Origin of the sequence: Kribbella sp. NPDC049227, from assembly GCF_043197265.1 — a bacterium.
GTDB lineage: Bacteria > Actinomycetota > Actinomycetes > Propionibacteriales > Kribbellaceae > Kribbella.
The window spans coordinates 361,579-379,211 of the sequence record NZ_JBICST010000001.1 but is presented as its reverse complement, the minus strand read 5'-3'; the positions used below and the strand labels follow the sequence as shown (position 1 = coordinate 379,211).

The 17,633-nt window shown below is 68.8% G+C and carries 17 protein-coding genes and 1 tRNA gene; 13 read left to right on the top strand and 5 right to left on the bottom strand.

Annotated elements, in window-relative coordinates; translation table 11 throughout:
• The first annotated feature begins 66 nt into the window (after positions 1–66).
• Positions 67–2,598, top strand: a complete 2,532-nt coding sequence (locus ACGFH6_RS01980; protein ID WP_393379677.1) for a penicillin acylase family protein — start codon at positions 67–69, stop codon at positions 2,596–2,598.
• Here ACGFH6_RS01980 and ACGFH6_RS01975 read toward each other — a convergent pair.
• The 3 genes from ACGFH6_RS01975 to ACGFH6_RS01965 are packed head-to-tail and all read right to left on the bottom strand — an operon-like array spanning position 2,579 to position 5,110.
• On the bottom strand, positions 2,579–3,643 hold the full coding sequence (locus tag ACGFH6_RS01975; RefSeq protein WP_393379676.1) for a serine hydrolase domain-containing protein: 1,065 nt from the start codon (positions 3,641–3,643) through the stop codon (positions 2,579–2,581). The genes ACGFH6_RS01980 and ACGFH6_RS01975 overlap by 20 nt on opposite strands.
• Positions 3,643–4,551, bottom strand: a complete 909-nt coding sequence (locus ACGFH6_RS01970) for a phosphotransferase (protein ID WP_393379674.1) — start codon at positions 4,549–4,551, stop codon at positions 3,643–3,645. The genes ACGFH6_RS01975 and ACGFH6_RS01970 overlap by 1 nt, the downstream gene beginning before the upstream one ends.
• Positions 4,544–5,110 carry a 5-formyltetrahydrofolate cyclo-ligase gene (locus ACGFH6_RS01965; RefSeq protein WP_393379672.1) on the bottom strand — a complete coding sequence of 189 codons (567 nt, stop codon included), beginning with the start codon at positions 5,108–5,110 and terminating at the stop codon, positions 4,544–4,546. Before ACGFH6_RS01965 ends, ACGFH6_RS01970 begins: the two co-directional genes overlap by 8 nt.
• 66 nt (positions 5,111–5,176) lie before the next feature.
• Here ACGFH6_RS01965 and ACGFH6_RS01960 point away from each other — a divergent pair, with 66 nt between their 5' ends.
• The 9 genes from ACGFH6_RS01960 (at position 5,177) to ACGFH6_RS01920 (ending at position 12,125) form a co-directional block, all read left to right on the top strand.
• Positions 5,177–6,565 (top strand): UTP--glucose-1-phosphate uridylyltransferase, encoded by a 1,389-nt coding sequence (locus ACGFH6_RS01960; RefSeq protein WP_393379670.1) that lies wholly within the window; start codon positions 5,177–5,179, stop codon positions 6,563–6,565.
• A gap of 23 nt (positions 6,566–6,588) precedes the next feature.
• The gene (locus ACGFH6_RS01955; protein ID WP_393379668.1) at positions 6,589–7,059 is read left to right on the top strand and encodes a GNAT family N-acetyltransferase; all 471 of its coding nucleotides are present in this window, start codon (positions 6,589–6,591) and stop codon (positions 7,057–7,059) included.
• 77 nt (positions 7,060–7,136) lie between these two features.
• Positions 7,137–8,363 (top strand): gephyrin-like molybdotransferase Glp, encoded by a 1,227-nt coding sequence (glp, locus tag ACGFH6_RS01950; protein ID WP_393379667.1) that lies wholly within the window; start codon positions 7,137–7,139, stop codon positions 8,361–8,363.
• Positions 8,360–8,842, top strand: a complete 483-nt coding sequence (gene moaC / locus ACGFH6_RS01945; protein ID WP_393379666.1) for a cyclic pyranopterin monophosphate synthase MoaC — start codon at positions 8,360–8,362, stop codon at positions 8,840–8,842. Before glp ends, moaC begins: the two co-directional genes overlap by 4 nt.
• A complete protein-coding gene (locus tag ACGFH6_RS01940) occupies positions 8,839–9,327 on the top strand; it encodes a molybdenum cofactor biosynthesis protein B (protein WP_393379665.1) in 489 nt (162 codons plus the stop codon). The genes moaC and ACGFH6_RS01940 overlap by 4 nt, the downstream gene beginning before the upstream one ends.
• Complete coding sequence (locus ACGFH6_RS01935; protein WP_131362872.1) at positions 9,327–9,944, top strand: GNAT family N-acetyltransferase; 618 nt, start codon at positions 9,327–9,329, stop codon at positions 9,942–9,944. Before ACGFH6_RS01940 ends, ACGFH6_RS01935 begins: the two co-directional genes overlap by 1 nt.
• A 97-nt stretch (positions 9,945–10,041) precedes the next feature.
• Entirely contained in the window at positions 10,042–10,824 is a 783-nt protein-coding gene (locus tag ACGFH6_RS01930; RefSeq protein WP_393379664.1) for a hypothetical protein, read from the top strand.
• 83 nt (positions 10,825–10,907) lie between these two features.
• Positions 10,908–10,980, top strand: a tRNA-Ala gene (locus ACGFH6_RS01925).
• Positions 10,981–11,336: 356 nt separating this feature from the next.
• Complete coding sequence (locus tag ACGFH6_RS01920) at positions 11,337–12,125, top strand: aminoglycoside N(3)-acetyltransferase (RefSeq protein ID WP_393379663.1); 789 nt, start codon at positions 11,337–11,339, stop codon at positions 12,123–12,125.
• A 3-nt stretch (positions 12,126–12,128) separates the two neighbouring features.
• On the opposite strand, the gene ACGFH6_RS01915 is transcribed toward ACGFH6_RS01920, so the two are convergent.
• A complete protein-coding gene (locus tag ACGFH6_RS01915) occupies positions 12,129–12,692 on the bottom strand; it encodes a hypothetical protein (protein WP_393379661.1) in 564 nt (187 codons plus the stop codon).
• 41 nt (positions 12,693–12,733) lie between these two features.
• Positions 12,734–13,180 (bottom strand): GNAT family N-acetyltransferase, encoded by a 447-nt coding sequence (locus ACGFH6_RS01910; RefSeq protein WP_393379659.1) that lies wholly within the window; start codon positions 13,178–13,180, stop codon positions 12,734–12,736.
• 45 nt (positions 13,181–13,225) lie between these two features.
• On the opposite strand from ACGFH6_RS01910, the gene ACGFH6_RS01905 reads away from it, so the two are divergent.
• From ACGFH6_RS01905 to ACGFH6_RS01895, 3 genes are all read left to right on the top strand, one after another.
• Positions 13,226–13,657 (top strand): Fur family transcriptional regulator, encoded by a 432-nt coding sequence (locus ACGFH6_RS01905; protein WP_393379657.1) that lies wholly within the window; start codon positions 13,226–13,228, stop codon positions 13,655–13,657.
• A gap of 37 nt (positions 13,658–13,694) precedes the next feature.
• A complete protein-coding gene (gene katG, locus ACGFH6_RS01900) occupies positions 13,695–15,941 on the top strand; it encodes a catalase/peroxidase HPI (protein WP_393379656.1) in 2,247 nt (748 codons plus the stop codon).
• A 172-nt stretch (positions 15,942–16,113) separates the two neighbouring features.
• Positions 16,114–17,550 (top strand): GuaB1 family IMP dehydrogenase-related protein, encoded by a 1,437-nt coding sequence (locus tag ACGFH6_RS01895; RefSeq protein ID WP_393379654.1) that lies wholly within the window; start codon positions 16,114–16,116, stop codon positions 17,548–17,550.
• Positions 17,551–17,633 lie beyond the last annotated feature (83 nt).

The window sequence follows — 17,633 nt, the reverse complement described above, 5'->3', positions numbered from 1 at the left end:
AGAGCAACGCAAAGTTGTGAGGGACCCCATTTGGGGTGGACGGCGGCATTCTCTACGGTTGGGTCCGTGCGTCGCCTGCTTCGAGTCCTCGTCATCAGCGGAATCGCCCTCGCCACGGTCCTCCTGGTGATCGCCGGGACCGTCGTCTTCGTCGTGCGCCATTCCTTCCCGACCTACGACGGAACGATCGAGCTGGACGGTCTCGACGCGGAGGTCGAGGTGGTCCGCGACGCTCAGGGCATCCCGCAGATCTACGCCGACAGCCCGTCCGATCTGTTCGCCGCGCAGGGCTACGTGGCCGCGCAGGACCGCTTCTTCGAGATGGACTTCCGCCGGCACGTCACCGCCGGGCGGCTGTCCGAGCTGTTCGGCGAGAGCGCTCTGGAGACCGACAAGTTCATCCGCACCCTGGGCTGGCGCCGGGTCGCCGAGAAGGAGCTTGGTCTGCTCCGCCCGTCCACCCGGCAGTACCTCGACGACTACGCGCGCGGAGTGAACTCGTACCTCTCGACGCACAGCGGCTCCGGTCTGAGCCTGGAGTACGCCGTACTGTCGCTGAAGGGCACTGACTATCGCCCGGAGCCGTGGACCGCGGCCGACTCGCTGGCGTGGCTGAAGGCGATGGCGTGGGACCTCGGCGGCAACATGGACGACGAGATCACCAAGACCAAGCTGCTCGCGTCGTTCCCGGCGCGCAACGTCGAGAGCCTCTACCCGGACTATCCGTTCGACCGGAACCAGCCGATCCTCGCGACAGGTTCGGTAGGTCCCGACGGTCGGTTCACCACCGCGCCGGTCGACTCCGAGCTGCGGCGCGGGATGCTGACCAAGGACCTGCTGAAGTCCCTCGACACCGTCGACAAGGTGGCCAAGGGGCTGCCGCAACTGCTCGGCCAGGGCGACGGCATCGGATCGAACTCGTGGGTCGTCTCCGGCGACCACACCACGACCGGTAAGCCGCTACTGGCCAACGATCCGCACCTCGGCGCGACCATGCCGGGGATCTGGACCCAGGTCGGCCTGCACTGCAACAACGTCAGCCGGGCTTGTCCGTACGACGTCTCGGGCTTCAGCTTCTCGGGACTGCCCGGCGTGGTCATCGGCCACAACAACGCGATCTCGTGGGGTTTCACCAACCTCGACCCCGACGTCCAGGACCTGTACCTGGAGCGCGTCGACGGGAACAAGGTGCTCTACAACAAGCGGTGGAGCGCGATGGCGACGCGCGAGGAGACGTTCAAGGTCGCCGGCGAGGACGAACCGGTGAAGATCACCGTCCGGGAGACCCGGCACGGTCCGCTGATCTCCGACGTCGGTGACGACGAGCGCGAGATCGGGGAGATCGTCGCCAAGCGGGGCAAACAGCCGCAGGCGTACGGCATCTCACTGCAGTGGACCGCACTGACCCCGGGCCGCACCGCCGACGCACTGTTCGCGATCAACCGGGCCCAGAACTGGACCCAGTTCCGGGCCGCGGCGAAGTCGTTCCAGGTTCCTTCGCAGAACCTGGTGTACGCCGACACCGACGGCCACATCGGCTACCAGGCACCCGGGCTGATTCCGATCCGCAACTCCGGCCGCGGCGACTGGCCGGTGCCGGGCTGGGACCCGAAGTACCACTGGAAGGGGTACATCCCGTTCGACTCGCTGCCGAGTGAGTTCGATCCGGCGGACGGCGTGATCGTCACCGCGAACCAGGCGGTGGTGCCGCCGACGTACAAGTACTTCCTGAGCGACGGCTGGGACTACGGCTACCGGTCGCAGCAGATCACCGACCGGATCAAGGCGGCCGGGAAGCTGGACGCGAACGCGATGGCGTCGATCCAGCTGGACACCAAGAACCGGGTGGCCGAGATGGTGGTGCCGTATCTGCTCCGGATCGGCATCGACGACAGCTTCGACCGGCAGGGCCAGGACACCCTCAAGAACTGGGACTTCACCCAGCCGGCCGACTCCGCGGCGGCGGCCTACTTCAACGTGGTGTGGCGCAACATCCTCGCGCTGACCTTCCACGACCAGCTCCCGGAGAGCACCTGGCCGGACGGTGGTTCGCGCTGGTTCGAGGTGATCCACACCCTGCTCGCCCAGCCGAACAGCAAGTGGTGGGACAAGATCGGGACGCCGCAGCTGGAGAGCCGCGACGACATCCTGCGCGAGGCGCTGGTCGAGGCCCGGTCCGAGATCACCCAGAAGATGGCCCGCGAGCCGGCGAACTGGCAGTGGGGCAAGCTGCACAAGCTGACGCTGACCAACCAGACGCTCGGTACGTCGGGTATCGGGGTGATCGAGCGGATCTTCAACCGTGGTCCGTACGAGCTGGGCGGCGGTACGTCACTTGTCGACGCGACCTCATGGGATGCCGCCGAGGGCTACGCGGTGACGTCGACACCGTCGATGCGGATGGTGGTCGACCTGGCCGACTTCGACAAGTCCCGCTGGATCAACCTGACCGGTGTGTCCGGGCACGCGTTCTCGTCCCACTACACCGACCAGACTGAGCTGTGGGCACGTGGCGAGACCTTGCCCTGGGCCTACACCAAGGGCGCCGTCGAGGAGAGCCGGAAGGATCTGCTGACCTTCACCAAGCCGGAGCGTTAGCCTCGGCGAACAGTGCCTCCGGCCACGTCCACAGGGCACGCTGGGTCAGCAGGATCGAGATGGTCCCGTCGGCCGGCGTGGTCGACCACAGCGTCCCCAGACCGCCGGCCCAGCCGTAGCGCCCGCCTCCGACGGACAGTCCATAGCCCCATCCGGTCTCCGGCCCGAGGAAGTCGGCGGCGGCAGCACGCTGTGCTGGCGTGAGCTGGTCGGTTGTCATCTCCGCGACCGCCGCAGGGGACAGCACACCGTCGCCGCCGGCCAGCAGCATCCGGGCGAACGCGTGGAAGTCGTCGACCGTGGAGATCAGCCCACCACTCGCATCCGGGAAGGACGGCGGCTCCAGCCACTGGCTGTCCGCCGCCGGGTCCAGAACGTCCTCTCCGAGGTACGCCGTCGTGAGCCGCGCCGGGTCCGACGCGATGAACCCGGTGTCCCGCATGCCGAGCGGTTCGAAGATCCGCTCCCGCAGGAACGTCTCCAAGGGCACTCCGGTCGCCCGCGCGATCAGTACGCCGAGCAGGTGTGAGCCGGTCGAGTACATCCACCGCTCACCCGGCTGATACTGCAACGGCAGTGTCCCCAGTCGCCGCATCCACTCGTCCGGTTCGAGCGGAGTACGCGGCACCGGAGGCCCGAACGTGTGCAGCTCCAGCTCCTGCTCGCGTTCCCGCAGCGCCGGATGGTCCGACTCGCCCAGCCCGTGCCGGAACGTGAGCAGGTCCCGCAGGGTGATCGGCCGCTCCGCCGGGACCGTGTCGTCGAGTGGTCCGTCCGGCTGCCGCAGTACGACGGGGTCCGCCAGCTCCGGCAGGAGGTCGCGGACCGGTGCGTCCATGGACAGCCGCAGTTCGTCGACCAGGATCATCGCCGCCGCGGCGACCATCGGCTTGGTGAACGAGGCGACCCGGAACAAGCTGTCCCTCTGCAGCTCCGGACCGTCGAACGCGAGCTTGCCGAGTACTTCGACCCGGGTCTCGTCGCCGCGACTCACCAGTGAGATCAGACCGGAGAGGACACCGGTGTCGACGTACTCGCTGAGCATCAGCCCAGTCCACCAGCGAACGGCATGTCCCGCCACTGTGCGGCGAACATCCGGATGCCGTCCGCCAGGTCCGGCAGCCGGGGCACCATCGGAGTACACACGAGGACCTGCATCACCCGCGCAGTGTCCATCACGCGCTGCACAGCTTCATCGAGTTGCGGACGTCCCAGTGCGGCCGCCGCCTCGTCGTACACCGTGCCGAGCTCCGGGCCGAAGCCTGCCTGGTCCCACTCGATCGGGCCGAGTGTCGTGTCCTCGAAGTCGGACCACAGCACTCCGTCCTTGGTCGGGATCACGTTGTACGACGGAGCGTCCCCGTGGATCGTCTGGATCGTGGCCGACGGGAAGACCGCCTCGAAGGCGGCTCGGCTCGACAGCACCGGTCCGAGCACCGCCCACTCGGCACGCGCCCGGTCCACGTCCTCCTGCTCGAGCAGCCCAGGCACCGCCTCCAGCGACTCGATGCCTGACGGCACAGCGAGCAGCGGGGTCAGCCACGGAAGCTCTCGTGGATAGTCCGCGAGGATGGCGTGCAGTTCGGCGGCCCGGACCGTCCCGGCGACGTAGTCGGGTTCGACCGACTTGTCCTCCTCGACGTACTGCCAGAACGTCATGGAGAGGCCGTCCTTCTCCACCGGCCTCCGCGGTACCAGCGGGCTCGGCGACATCACCGGCTTGCCCTGGTCCACCAGCCACCCGGCCACGTCCAGCTCACGCTGCTGACGTACTGCGGTGGTCTCTCTGTCCATCAGGTAGTCCGGCAGGTTCATCGGCACGCGTGCGACCACGGGGGACGGCTTGAGGTGCACTACGACCGAGAAGGCGCTGTACAGGACTGTCGGGTCGGTGACCGTCAGGCCGAGGTCACGTCCGGCTGTGGCTGCGGCTTCTACCGCGGTCTCAGTCATCCAGAGATCCTCCCAGCAGGATCAAGTGGTTTGGCGTCAGCGCCGCGTGCACCGGATGGTCGTGGTCGTCGGCCGGGAGCTTGTCGACGACCTCGACGTCGTACACCGCGGCCCAGATCGGCGTACCGGGCCTGACCCGCGCCAGGGCCCGGTCGTAGGAGCCGCCACCGCGTCCGAGGCGTACGCCGTCACGGGCGACCGCCACAGCCGGGCAGATCACCAGGTCGGCGGTGGTGATGGCGTTCGGGCCCAGGTCCACGGGCGGCTCGGACAGACCCAGCCGGCCGGGGACCAGATCGGCCGCTCCCGGTGCCACACCCCAGCCGAGGTCGTTGTCGGCGTACAGGATCGGCAGGAGGACGTCACGATCGGTAGCCAGCAGCCAGTCGATCAGGGCGCCGGTCTGCGGTTCAGGACCCCTGGACACGTACAGAGCCACCCGCCGGGCGCTCTGCATCGCCTCCAGCGAGCGGGCACCTGCCAGCAGGTCCCCTGCGGACGATCGATTGCTGCGGGCACCGAGGAAATGGGACCGCGCAGCGGCCTTTGACGCGAACACCTACTGATCGTAGGCGGCGTGACGCGGTTAACACTGTGATCACCACGCGTCCCCTAGTGTTGGGACATGAGTGAGGCAGGTCTACGACAGGCGCAGGAGAAGATGCGCGCGGCCGGCACTGCCGACGTCGCGATCCGGGTCTTCACCCACTACTACCGGTTACTCGAGTCCGGTCAGCAGGGCACGATCCGCGAGGACGACATCGAGCCGGTGGGGGACCTGCCGCATCTGGACCACCTGGACACCGACCCGGCGGCGCTGCGGGCCGCGCTGGCCGAGACGGTGGTGATCAAGCTCAACGGCGGTCTCGGTACGTCGATGGGTGTCACCGGCCCGAAGTCCGCACTGCCGGTCAAGGACGGACTGAGCTTCCTCGACATCATTGCCCGGCAGATCCTCAGCACCCGGCGCAAGTACGACGTACCGCTGCCGCTGGTGCTGATGAACTCGTTCCGGACCACGGAGGAGTCGCGCCAGATCCTCAGCGAGTACGACGGTCTGGCGATCGACGGCCTGCCGCTGGACTTCCAGCAGAACATGGAGCCGAAGCTGCTCGCCGACGACCTGACGCCGGCGGAGTGGGAACCAGACCCGGAGCTGGCCTGGTGCCCGCCGGGGCACGGCGACCTGTTCACCGCACTGGTTGCCTCCGGCACCCTTGACGCGTTGCGGGAACACGGTTTCCGGCATGCGTTCATCTCCAACGCCGACAACCTCGGCGCCACCGCCGACCCGCGGATCGCGGCCTGGATGGCCGAGCACGACGTACCGTTCGGGATGGAGGTCTGCCGCCGGACCCGGTCCGACCGCAAGGGCGGGCACGTCGCGGTGCGCAAGTCCGACGGGCGGCTGATCCTGCGCGACAGCGCCCAGGTCGCCGCCGAGGACACGAAGCACTTCCAGGACGTCACCCGGCACAAGACCTTCAACACCAACAACCTGTGGATCGACCTGGACCGGCTGGCCGAGCTGATGGACGGTCACGACGGGATCCTCGGGCTGCCGATCATCGTGAACCGCAAGACCGTCGACCCGGCCGACCCGTCCTCGCCCAAGGTGATCCAGCTCGAGACCGGGATGGGGACCGCGATCGAGACCTTCGAGGGCTCGCAGGCGGTGCTGGTCGACCGCAGCCGGTTCAAGCCGGTGAAGACCACCAACGACCTGCTGGTACTGCGCTCCGACGTCTACGAGCTGGACGAGGCCGGCGACCTGACCACCACGCACGAGGGCGACGAGCCGTACGTCGACCTCGACCCGGAGTACTTCAAGATCCTGGCCGACTTCGACGCCCGGTTCCCGGCCGGGCCGCCGTCGCTGGTCCGCGCCGACCGGCTCGAGGTGCGCGGTGACGTTGCCTTCGGCAAGGATGTGGTGGTGGTCGGCGACGTCGAGCTGGAGTCGCCGGCCGGCGAGCGCCGGGTGATCCCGGACGGGGCCGAACTCCGCGCCTGACACCACGAGCTGGGGGGAACTGGATGGACGACCTGCTGATCCGGCCGCTGGAGCCGTACGACACGGACGAGGCCGCGCGGGTCTGGTGGCGTTCGCGGCACGCGGAGCCCTCGCTGCTGCCGCCCGCGATCCACACCGCGCAGCAGGTCGCGACCTGGTTTGCGGAGGTGTTGCTCCCGGACGCGCAGACCTGGGTGGGGCTCGACGACGGCCGGATCGTCGCGGTCCTGACGCTGGACGGCGACGACCTCGACCAGCTGTACGTCGACCCGGACGCGGCCGGTCAGGGCGTCGGGTCGACGCTCGTCGAGCTCGCGAAGGATCTCCGGCCCGGCGGGTTGGCGTTGTGGACCTTCCAGACCAACACCCGGGCGCAGTCGTTCTACGCCCGGCACGGCTTCACCGAAGTACGTCGCACCGACGGCGCAGCGAACGAGGAACGAGCACCGGACATCCGCATGACCTGGGGCCACCATCCCGAGGCCCGCACCTAGTACCGAGTCGGCACTCTCACTGCATCCTTCCGGAACTGGCCGCGGACTCGCGGCAGCCGTGGATTAGGGTCGGGCTCGTGAGACGGAGTGTGGATGAGCATCTCGAGGCCGTGCTCGGCAGGGTGACGGCCCTGCCGGCGTTCGATCAGCCGCTGATGGAGGCGCTGGGGCTGGTGCTCTGCGAGGACGTCGTCTCGGGAGTGAGCCTGCCCGGGTTCGACAACTCGGCGATGGACGGGTACGCCGTGCAGGCCGCCGACCTGGCCGGGGCGTCGCAGGACAACCCGATCACGTTGCCGGTGGTCGGTGAGATCAGAGCCGGCCGGAGCGAGCCGATCGTGGTCACGCCGGGGACGTGTGTCCGCATCATGACCGGCGCACCGATGCCGCGGGGTGCGGACAGCGTCGTCCAGGTGGAGTGGACCGACGGCGGGACCGTGAATGTGCGGATCGTGCAGCAGCCGTCGCTCGGCATGTCCGTCCGCCGGGCCGGTGAAGACGTGCGGGCGGGGGAGCAGGTCCTGGAGCGCGACACCGTGCTCGGACCGCGGCAGATCGCCGTACTGGCCGCTGTCGGCCGGGCGCGGGTGAAGGCCCGGCCTCGGCCGCGGGTGGTCGTGGTCTCGACCGGAGCGGAGCTGAAGGAGCCGGGGAGCCGGCTCGGTGAGGGACAGATCTACGACTCGAACAGCTACACGCTCGCCGCCGCGGCCCGCGACGCCGGGGCCGTGGTGTACCGCGTCGGCATCGTCGACGACGACCCGAAGAAGATCATGGACACGTTGTCCGACCAGCTGGTTCGCGCCGACCTGGTGATCACCACCGGCGGCGTGAGCATGGGTGCTTACGACATCGTCAAGGAGATCCTCAGCAAGACCGGCACGGTCGACTTCCCGCAGGTCGCGATGCAGCCGGGCAAGCCACAGGGGTTCGGCGTGCTCGGTGAGGACGAGGTGCCGATCTTCACCCTGCCGGGCAACCCGGTGTCGGCGTACGTGTCGTTCGAGGTGTTCGTCCGGCCGGCGCTGCGCAAGCTGATGGGACAGATGCCGTACCGGCGATCCACGGTCCAGGGCGTGTCGCTGGACGCGTTCAGCTCGCCGTCGGGACGGCGGCAGTTCGTCCGCGCCGCGGCCAGGTCGGGCGACCAGGGCTGGATGGCCAGTACAGTCGGCGGGCACGGTTCACACCTGCTCGGTGGGCTGAGCCGTGCGAACGCGCTGATCGTGGTGCCGGAGGACGTGACATCGGTCCGGGCCGGCGATCAGGTCGAGCTGTTGCTGCTGGACGAGGAGACCGGATGACGGAGGACCCGACGAGGCTGACCCACGTCGACGAGACCGGGGCCGCCCGGATGGTCGACGTCTCGGCCAAGGACGTGGGGAGTCGCCGGGCTGTTGCCAGCGGCAAGGTTCTTGTCTCGGCCGACGTGGTGACCGCGCTGCGCGGCGACGGCGTACCGAAGGGGGATGCGCTCGGCGTCGCGCGGATCGCCGGCATCATGGGCGCCAAGCGGACCCCTGACCTGGTTCCGCTCTGCCACCCGATCGCGATCACCGGAGCCAAGGTGGACCTCGAGGTCACCGACGACGCCGTCCTGATCACCGCCGCGGTGAAGACCACCGACCGCACAGGCGTGGAGATGGAGGCGCTGACCGCGGTCGCCGTCGCCGGCCTCGCCGTGATCGACATGGTGAAGGCGATCGACCCGGCCGCCGTTCTGTCCGACGTCCGCGTCGAGCTCAAAGAAGGCGGTAAGACCGGGCACTGGGAGCGGCCGTGAAGGCTCTCGTCGTCAGCGTCTCGAACCGCGCCGCCGCCGGCGTCTACACCGACACCACCGGTCCGGTGATCGCCGAGCGCCTGGCGTCATGGGGCTTTGAGGTTTCCGGTCCCCAGGTCGTGCCGGACGGTCCGCCGGTCGGTGACGCGTTGCGTGCCGCGGTCGCAGCGTCGTACGACGTAGTCGTGACAACCGGGGGCACTGGCATCTCGCCGACCGACGAGACACCCGAGCAGACCGCTGCCGTGATCGAGAAGGTTGTGCCGGGCATCGCCGAATCGATCAGGGCGTACGGCGTGGCGAACGGCGTACCGACGGCCGCTTTGTCGCGTGGGCTCGCCGGAGTCGCTGGTGCGACGGTCATCGTGAACCTGCCAGGGTCCCGGGGCGGTGTGAAGGACGGACTCGCCGTACTGCAGCCGCTGCTGCGGCACGCCGTCGACCAGGTCCACGGCGGCGACCATGTCAGGACGGACACCGACTGATGGCGATCGTGCACTGGCCTGTGGAGCTCCAGCACGGGCAGGTCGCGCTCCGTCCGCTGCGCGCGGGTGATGGCGGCGAGTGGGCGGCCGCACGCCAGCGCAACGTCAGTTGGCTGCGCCCGTGGGACGCCACCCAGCCGCCCGGCGCGGAGGACGGTGCGCGGACCTTCCGGGCGATGGCGCGAGACTGGAACCGGCAAGCGCGGTACGGGCGGATGCTCCCGTTCGTCATCACGTACGGCGGTGCCGCGGGCGTCGGGCCACGGTCGAAGTGGCCACTGGTCGGGCAGTTGACCGTCTCCGGGATCACCTACGGCTCGGCGCGCTGGGCGAACCTCGGCTACTGGGTCGACGAGCAGTACGCCGGCCGCGGCATCGTTCCGACCGCGGTCGCGCTGGCAGCCGACCACTGCTGGTTCACCCTCGGGCTGCACCGGATCGAAGTGGCGATCCGCCCCGAGAACAAGGCGAGTCTGCGCGTCGTGGAGAAGCTCGGCTTCCGGTACGAAGGGGAGCGGCCGCGGTTCCTGCACATCGACGGCGACTGGCGCGACCATCGCATCTTCGCGTTGAACATCGAGGAAGTCGGGCCCGGTCTCGTATCGCGGTTACCCTGACTACGCTGCGTACTGTTCACATCAGTCACACGAGTCTTCTTGCGACACACCGTCTCACGTACCTCATCTGGCCCCCCGCGCGCCTTAGCGTCGTCGCATGGGGACGACAGGGCTGATCTATGTGGCGATCGTCGCCGCGTGGGCCGCATACCTCGTCCCCATGATTCTCAAGCGCGGCGACGAGGCACGGCGCCGCCCGGTGTCGTCGTCCGCCGATGCGCGCGTGCTCTCACGAGACCCGTCCCGGCCCCGGTACGTCGTACGTCCCGCAGGTGCCGTGGACGACAAGGGATCGGCCGAGGACCTGCCGCCACCGACGCGGTACGTCCCGAACCGAGCCCGCCGGGTGGCCGCCATGCGCCGCCGGCGGGTGCTGTCGATCCTGACCCTTTCGCTGTTGTCGGTCACCGCGCTGGCGGGTCTGCAGATGCTGCTGTGGTGGACCGTCGCGATCCCGGGTGCACTGATCGCCGGGTTCGTCGTACTCACCCGGATCCAGTTGCGACGGCAGGCGCGGACGCGTGCCCGGCTGGCCGCCAAACGGCGGGCGCAGGCCCAGGCGCGGCACGACCGCGGGCCGGCCGGTAAGCCGGCGCCCACTCCGTCTCCCGACCAGGAGCTGACCATCGAGGTCAAGCTGCCCGAGCCCCCGGTCGAGAAGCCCGCGCCTGCCGAGGGTCTGTGGGATCCGGTGCCGGTGACGCTGCCGACGTACGTCATGAAGGAGAAGGCGCCGGACCGCACCGTCCGCACCATCTCCCTGTCCGACGACGAGGTCTTCTCCTCCGCCCGCACCACCGACCCGGCCGACAGGCCCGCCCTCCCCGAGCCCGTCGAGAAGCCCGCCGAACCCGAGGTCAAGCGCGCGGTCGGAGACTGAAACCCACTCGACAACCTCGGTTTTAACCCGCGACCATAGGCGTGTTAGAGTTTCGCGGTCGCCAGGAAACCGGCGACCAACTCGGGGCTGTGGCGCAGTTGGTAGCGCGCTTCGTTCGCAACGAAGAGGCCAGGGGTTCGAATCCCCTCAGCTCCACGAAGTCGATGGGCGACTCGTGTCCGCGGAGAGCGCGGACCGGGTCGCCTTCGTCGTTTGTGCGGCGTCGCTCCGCTCGCCGCAAGCGGGGGCTCCGCCACCCGCACCCCCTTGCGCCTTCGCTGCGCTCGGCTCCGTGGCTGGGGCCGCGCGTTGGGAGGGCGCCTTCGCTGCGCTCGGCGGCTGTGGTGCCCGCCGCGGTGGGTGGGGTGCGCCTTCGCTGCGCTCGGTTGAGTGGGTGGGGTCGCGTGTTGGGGGACGCTTGGCTGGTAGTTGGGGAACTGGAGTCGCGCTAGTAGTCCGATGCCGGTGGAAATTGGCGGGCGTGGGGTGCGGTCGGCGTCTAGGGTCTGGGGATGGTTGGTGGGTGTGCGACGCGGGGGTCGTTGGTGGCGGATCTCAGGGGGTTGGGGGTTCGGGCCGGCGGGGTGGTGTTGATGCATTCTTCGTTGCGGAGTTTGGGGTTTGTGGCTGGGGGGCCTCAGGCTGTGGTGGAGGCGTTGTTGGAGGTGCTGGGGGCGGAGGGGACGTTGGTTGTTCCTACGCATACGCCGGACAACACGGATCCGGCGCATTGGGTCAGTCCCCCGGTGCCGGAGGCTTGGTGGTCGGTGATTCGGCAGGAGGCGCCGGGGTTTGATCCGGCGTTGACGCCTGCTGGGCGGGCGTTGGGGCGGCTGGCGGAGTTGGTGCGTACGTGGCCCGGGGCGCGGCGGAGTAGTCATCCGCAGGTTTCGTTCGCTGCCTTGGGGGCGCGGGCCGATGAAGTCGTCGAAGGACACCGCCTTGATGATGGGCTGGGGGAGTCCTCGCCGTTGGGTGCGGTGTATCGGTTGGACGGGTCAGTGCTGTTGCTCGGGTGCGGACACGAGCGCAACACGTCCATGCACTTGTCCGAGTGGCGCAGTCCGAAAGCGCCTCGGCACGTTGTCGGGTCCTCGTTGCGGCAGCCGGACGGGACTGCTGTGTGGCGGGAATGGGAGGACGTCGATGAGGACGAGGGTGACTTCGGTCAGATTGGGGAAGCGTTCGAGGCCGCGGGCGGGGCACGGGTCGGCATGGTTGGTGCGGCTACGGCACGGCTGATGTCGCAACGGGCAGTCGTCGACTTCGCGACGGACTGGATGTCGCAGTACCGATTCTGATTCCTACCTCGCGACCTGGACCTTCTGGCCGATGGGGATGCTGCTCAACGCGTAGCCGTACGCGGCGTCGCCGGCGCGCGGCATCTTGTCCTTGTCGAGGAGGTACAGGATGTTGTCACCGACCGGCCAGTACTGCCGGAGATGTTCTGGAGCACCGGTGTCGAGTTGGTAGACAGTGGCTTGCGAGTCGAGCCCGGTGCCGCGGGCGACGGTCCAGGTTCCTTCGTGGGTCTCGCGGTCGTTGCCGACGCCGACCCGGATGACAGAGATGAGGTACGTCGACGGTGCGCCGGTGGCCTCGTCGCGGTACAGGACGACGCCGAGCTTCACCCGCTGGCACTCGGCTGCAGGCGGGTCGTCGATCGCGCACGGCACGTGGTTCTCGAAGTCCGCGACGGCCGGATCGCCGCTCTGATTCGTCAATGGATACCAGGGGCCGAAGGTCTGCGGCGTCTCAGGTCCACGGCCGACAAGCGCGATCACCACGGCTGCGATCGCGGCGAGAGCGACCACGCCAACGCCGATCGACACCCTCGGATGCTTCCACAGCCGCCCGCCCACAGGCATGCCTCCAGATTACCCACCGCGGCACATCACCCCGCCACGTGTCAGGAGGTCAGTCGCGGGTCGTTGGTGCGGCGCATGAGGAGGGACTGGCCTACTTCGGTGGTGAAGCCCCAGCGGCGGTAGAAGGGGACGAGGTCCGGTTGGCAGACCAGTTCGAGGCTGCGGACGGTCTGCAATCGAGGGTGGTCGACGATGGTGCTCATCAGGGTGGCGCCGTGGCCGGAAGATCGGTGCTCCGGGGCTACGACCACGTCGAGGATCAGGGCGATGTGGGTGAAGTCGGTCAGGACCCGGGCGAAGCCGGTCAGGCGGTCCGACGGGGGATCGACGAGGGCCACGACGATGTCGGACTCGCGCAGGATGCGTTCGGTCTCCTCAGCCGTCCGGTCCGACATCCACCAGGCGGAGTGGAAGAGGGCCAGCAGTTCGGGGAGACGGTCGCTCTCGATCTCGTGCAGTACGTCGGCCATCGTCTCATTCTGCGACATCAACTAATCTTGACTCATTCCAGAAAAGGCGCAAGACTGCTCGACGTGCCGACGACCGACGAGCTCCAGCAACTGTTGCGGGGCGTGTCGTTGCGGGTGACCCGGCCGCGGGTGGCGGTGCTGACCGCGGTCTACGCGCATCCGCACTCCGACACGGACTCGATCATAGGGGCCGTGCGCAACGAACTGCCCGAGGTGTCGCACCAGGCGGTGTACGACTCGCTGCACACGTTGACGGCGGCGGGCCTGGTACGGCGGATCCAGCCGCTCGGGTCGGTCGCGCGGTACGAGTCGCGGGTGGGGGACAACCACCACCATGCCGTCTGCCGGTCGTGCGGGGCGATCGCCGACGTCGACTGTGCGGTCGGGCACGCGCCGTGCCTGACCGCGGCCGATGACCGCGGGTTCGTCATCGACGAGGCCGAGGTCATCTACTGGGGCCTGTGCGCCGACTGCTCGTCCACACGCAGTACCTGACTTCCTGTTGAAAACGTCCAGTCCTGGAAGGAATTCGATGTCCGAGAAGCATGAACCACTGCCCGGCGAAGGCAGTGAGGAGAGCCGCGGCGAAGACAACGCGCAGGCGGCCGGCGGCTGCCCGGTAGCGCACGGACAGGGCGCCCACCCGACCCGCGGCAACGCCAACCGCGGCTGGTGGCCGAACCAGCTGAACCTGAAGATCCTGGCCAAGAACCCGGCCGTCGCGAACCCGCTGGGCGGGGAGTTCGACTACGCCGCGGCATTCAAGACCCTCGACCTGCCCGCGGTGAAGGCGGACATCGCCGAGGTGCTGACCACCTCGCAGGACTGGTGGCCGGCCGACTTCGGGCACTACGGCCCGTTCATGATCCGGATGGCCTGGCACAGTGCCGGCACCTACCGGATCAGCGACGGCCGCGGCGGCGCCGGTGCGGGGCAGCAGCGGTTCGCGCCGCTGAACAGCTGGCCGGACAACGCGAACCTGGACAAGGCCCGCCGGCTGCTCTGGCCGGTGAAGAAGAAGTACGGCCAGGCGCTGTCCTGGGCCGACCTGATGATCCTGACCGGCAACGTCGCGCTCGAGACGATGGGCTTCAAGACCTTCGGGTACGCCGGTGGCCGCCCGGACGTGTGGGAGCCGGAGGACGACGTCTACTGGGGTCCGGAGACCACCTGGCTGGGCGACGAGCGCTACACCGGTGACCGCGACCTGGAGAAGCCGCTCGGCGCCGTACAGATGGGCCTCATCTACGTGAACCCGGAAGGCCCGAACGGCAACCCGGACCCGGTCGCCTCGGCGCGCGACATCCGGGAGACGTTCGGCCGGATGGCGATGAACGACGAGGAGACCGTCGCACTGATCGCTGGTGGTCACACCTTCGGCAAGACGCACGGTGCGGCCGACCCGGAGGAGTACGTCGGTTCGGAGCCGGAAGGCGCCCCGATCGACCACCAGGGTCTTGGCTGGCGGAACACGTACAACACCGGCAGGGGCCCGGACACCATCACCAGCGGCCTCGAGGTCACCTGGACCAGGACGCCGGCCCAGTGGGGCAACGACTTCTTCGAGATCCTGTTCGGCTACGAGTGGGAGCTGTCCAAGAGCCCGGCCGGTGCGAACCAGTGGGTGGCCAAGGACTCCGAGGAGATCATCCCGGACGCGTACGACGCGGCGAAGAAGCACAAGCCGACCATGCTGACCACCGACCTGGCGCTGCGGTTCGACCCGATCTACGAGCCGATCTCGCGTCGCTTCAAGGACAACCCCGACGAGTTCGCGGACGCGTTCGCGCGTGCCTGGTTCAAGCTGACCCACCGCGACATGGGCCCGATCGATCGGTACCTCGGCCCCGAGGTTCCGGCCGAGACGCTGATCTGGCAGGACCCGGTCCCGGCGGTCGACCACGAGCTCGTGGGTGCCGACGACGTCAACGCGCTGAAGGCGCAGATCGCGGCCTCGGGGCTGTCGGTGGCGCAGCTGGTCTCGACCGCGTGGGCGTCGGCGTCGAGCTTCCGCGGTAGCGACAAGCGCGGTGGCGCGAACGGTGCGCGCATCCGGCTGCAGCCGCAGAGCGGCTGGGAGGTCAACAACCCCGACCAGCTCGCGCAGGTACTGCGGACGCTCGAGGGCATCCAGGAGAGCTTCAACTCCGCGCAGACCGGCGGCAAGAAGATCTCGCTGGCCGACCTGATCGTGCTCGCCGGTGGTGTGGGCGTCGAGGTGGCCGCGAAGAGTGCGGGGCACGACGTCGCCGTACCCTTCACGCCGGGCCGGACGGACGCGTCGCTGGAGCAGACGGACGTCGACTCGTTCGCCGCGCTCGAGCCGGCCGCGGACGGCTTCCGCAACTACTACGGCAAGGGCAACCGGCTCCCGGCGGAGTACCTGCTGCTGGACAAGGCGAACCTGCTCACCCTGAGCGCGCCCGAGCTGACCGTCCTGGTCGGCGGCCTGCGCGTCCTCGGGGCGAACTACGACGGTTCGTCGTACGGCGTACTCACCGAGACTCCCGGTGCGCTGACCAACGACTTCTTCGCGAACCTGCTCGACCTGGGCACGCGGTGGACGTCGGTCGACGACAGCCAGGAGACGTTCGAGGCCACCGTCAACGGCGAGACCAAGTGGACCGGCACCCGGGCCGACCTCGTCTTCGGCTCGAACTCCGAGCTCCGCGCCGTCGCCGAGGTCTACGCCAGCGACGACGCCAAGGCGAAGTTCGTCCAGGACTTCGTCGCCGCCTGGACCAAGGTGATGGAACTCGACCGCTTCGACATCGCCTGATCCGCACCAGAACACCAAGACCGGCTCCCACCACGACGGTGGGAGCCGGTCTTTGTTCGTCCGGCTTTCACGCGCTGTGATCGGGGTGACCTGGCGTGAGCGGGGGTTCCTTGTGGGTGGGGTGGGGGCGTGTCAGGCTGGCGGGGGTGTTGTCCGGTGGAAGGGGTCTGTTGTGCGGTTTCATCATGATCGGGAGCCTGCGGGGGACCTGACGTTCAGTGATGTGTTTCTGGTGCCGAACCGGTCCGGTGTCACGTCCCGGCTGGACGTGGACCTGTCCACGAGTGACGGCAGCGGTACGTCGATCCCCGTCGTCGCGGCGAACATGACCGCGGTGTCGGGGCGGCGGATGGCGGAGACGATCGCGCGCTGTGGCGGGCTGGCGGTGATTCCGCAGGACATCCCGGTCGACGTGGTCGCCGAGGTGGTTGCCTGGATCAAGCAACGGCACACCGTGCACGACACCGCGCTGGTGCTGCCGCCGACCGGGACCGTGGGCGAGGCGCTCAACCTGTTGCCCAAGCGCGGTCATGGTGCGGTGATCGTGGTCGACGACGGCCGTCCGGTCGGCGTGGTGACCGAGGCCGACTGCGCGGGCGTGGACCGGTTCAGCCAGCTCGACGGGATCATGTCGCGCGAGTTGCTGACCCTGCCGGCCGGGATTGATGCGGAGGCGGCGTTCGACCAGTTGCACGACGGCCGGCACCGGCTCGCGCCTGTCGTAGATGCGAACGGCAACATCGTCGGCATCCTCACCCGCCAGCGGGCGCTCCGCGCCACCCTCTACCAGCCGGCCGTCGACGCGAACGGGAAGCTCCGGGTCGCGGCGGCCATCGGGATCAACGGCGACGCCGAGCAGAAGGCCAAGGCGTTGCTCGACGTCGGGATCGACGTACTGGTCATCGACACCGCACACGGTCACCAGGAGCGGATGCTCGAGGTCCTCGAGCAGGTCCGAGCCCTTGGGCCGGAGGTCCCGATCGTCGCTGGGAACGTCGTCACCGCCGAGGGCGTCAGCGATCTCGTCGCGGCCGGCGCGGACATCGTGAAGGTCGGCGTCGGACCGGGCGCGATGTGTACGACGCGGATGCAGACGGCCGTCGGTCGTCCGCAGTTCTCCGCCGTACTGGAGTGCTCGGAACGGGCCCGTGAACTTGGCAAGCACGTCTGGGCGGACGGCGGCGTACGGCATCCGCGCGATGTCGCGCTCGCGCTGGCCGCCGGGGCCTCCAGCGTGATGATCGGCTCCTGGTTCGCCGGGACGTACGAGTCGCCCGGCGATCCGCACCGCGACAGCGACGGCCGGATCTACAAGGAGAGCTTCGGAATGGCGTCGGCCCGCGCGGTCCGCTCCCGGACAGCCGACGACACGCCGTTCCAGCGGGCCCGGAAGGGCTTCTTCGGCGAGGGCATCTCGACCGCCAGGATGTACCTGGACCCCGAGCGGCCGAGCGTCGAGGACCTGCTCGACTCGATCGTGTCCGGCATCCGCAGCTCCTGCACGTACGTCGGCGCCGCCAACCTGGCCGAGTTCCACGAGCGCGCGGTCGTCGGCCTGCAGACGGCCGCCGGGTACGCCGAGGGCAAGCCCCTCGACACCAGCTGGTGACCGACGCACCGAGACCCGTCTCCCCGGCGGGCCGAACGGTGGATACTCGGTGACCTGACGTCAGTGCGATGTCCTGGGGTGGG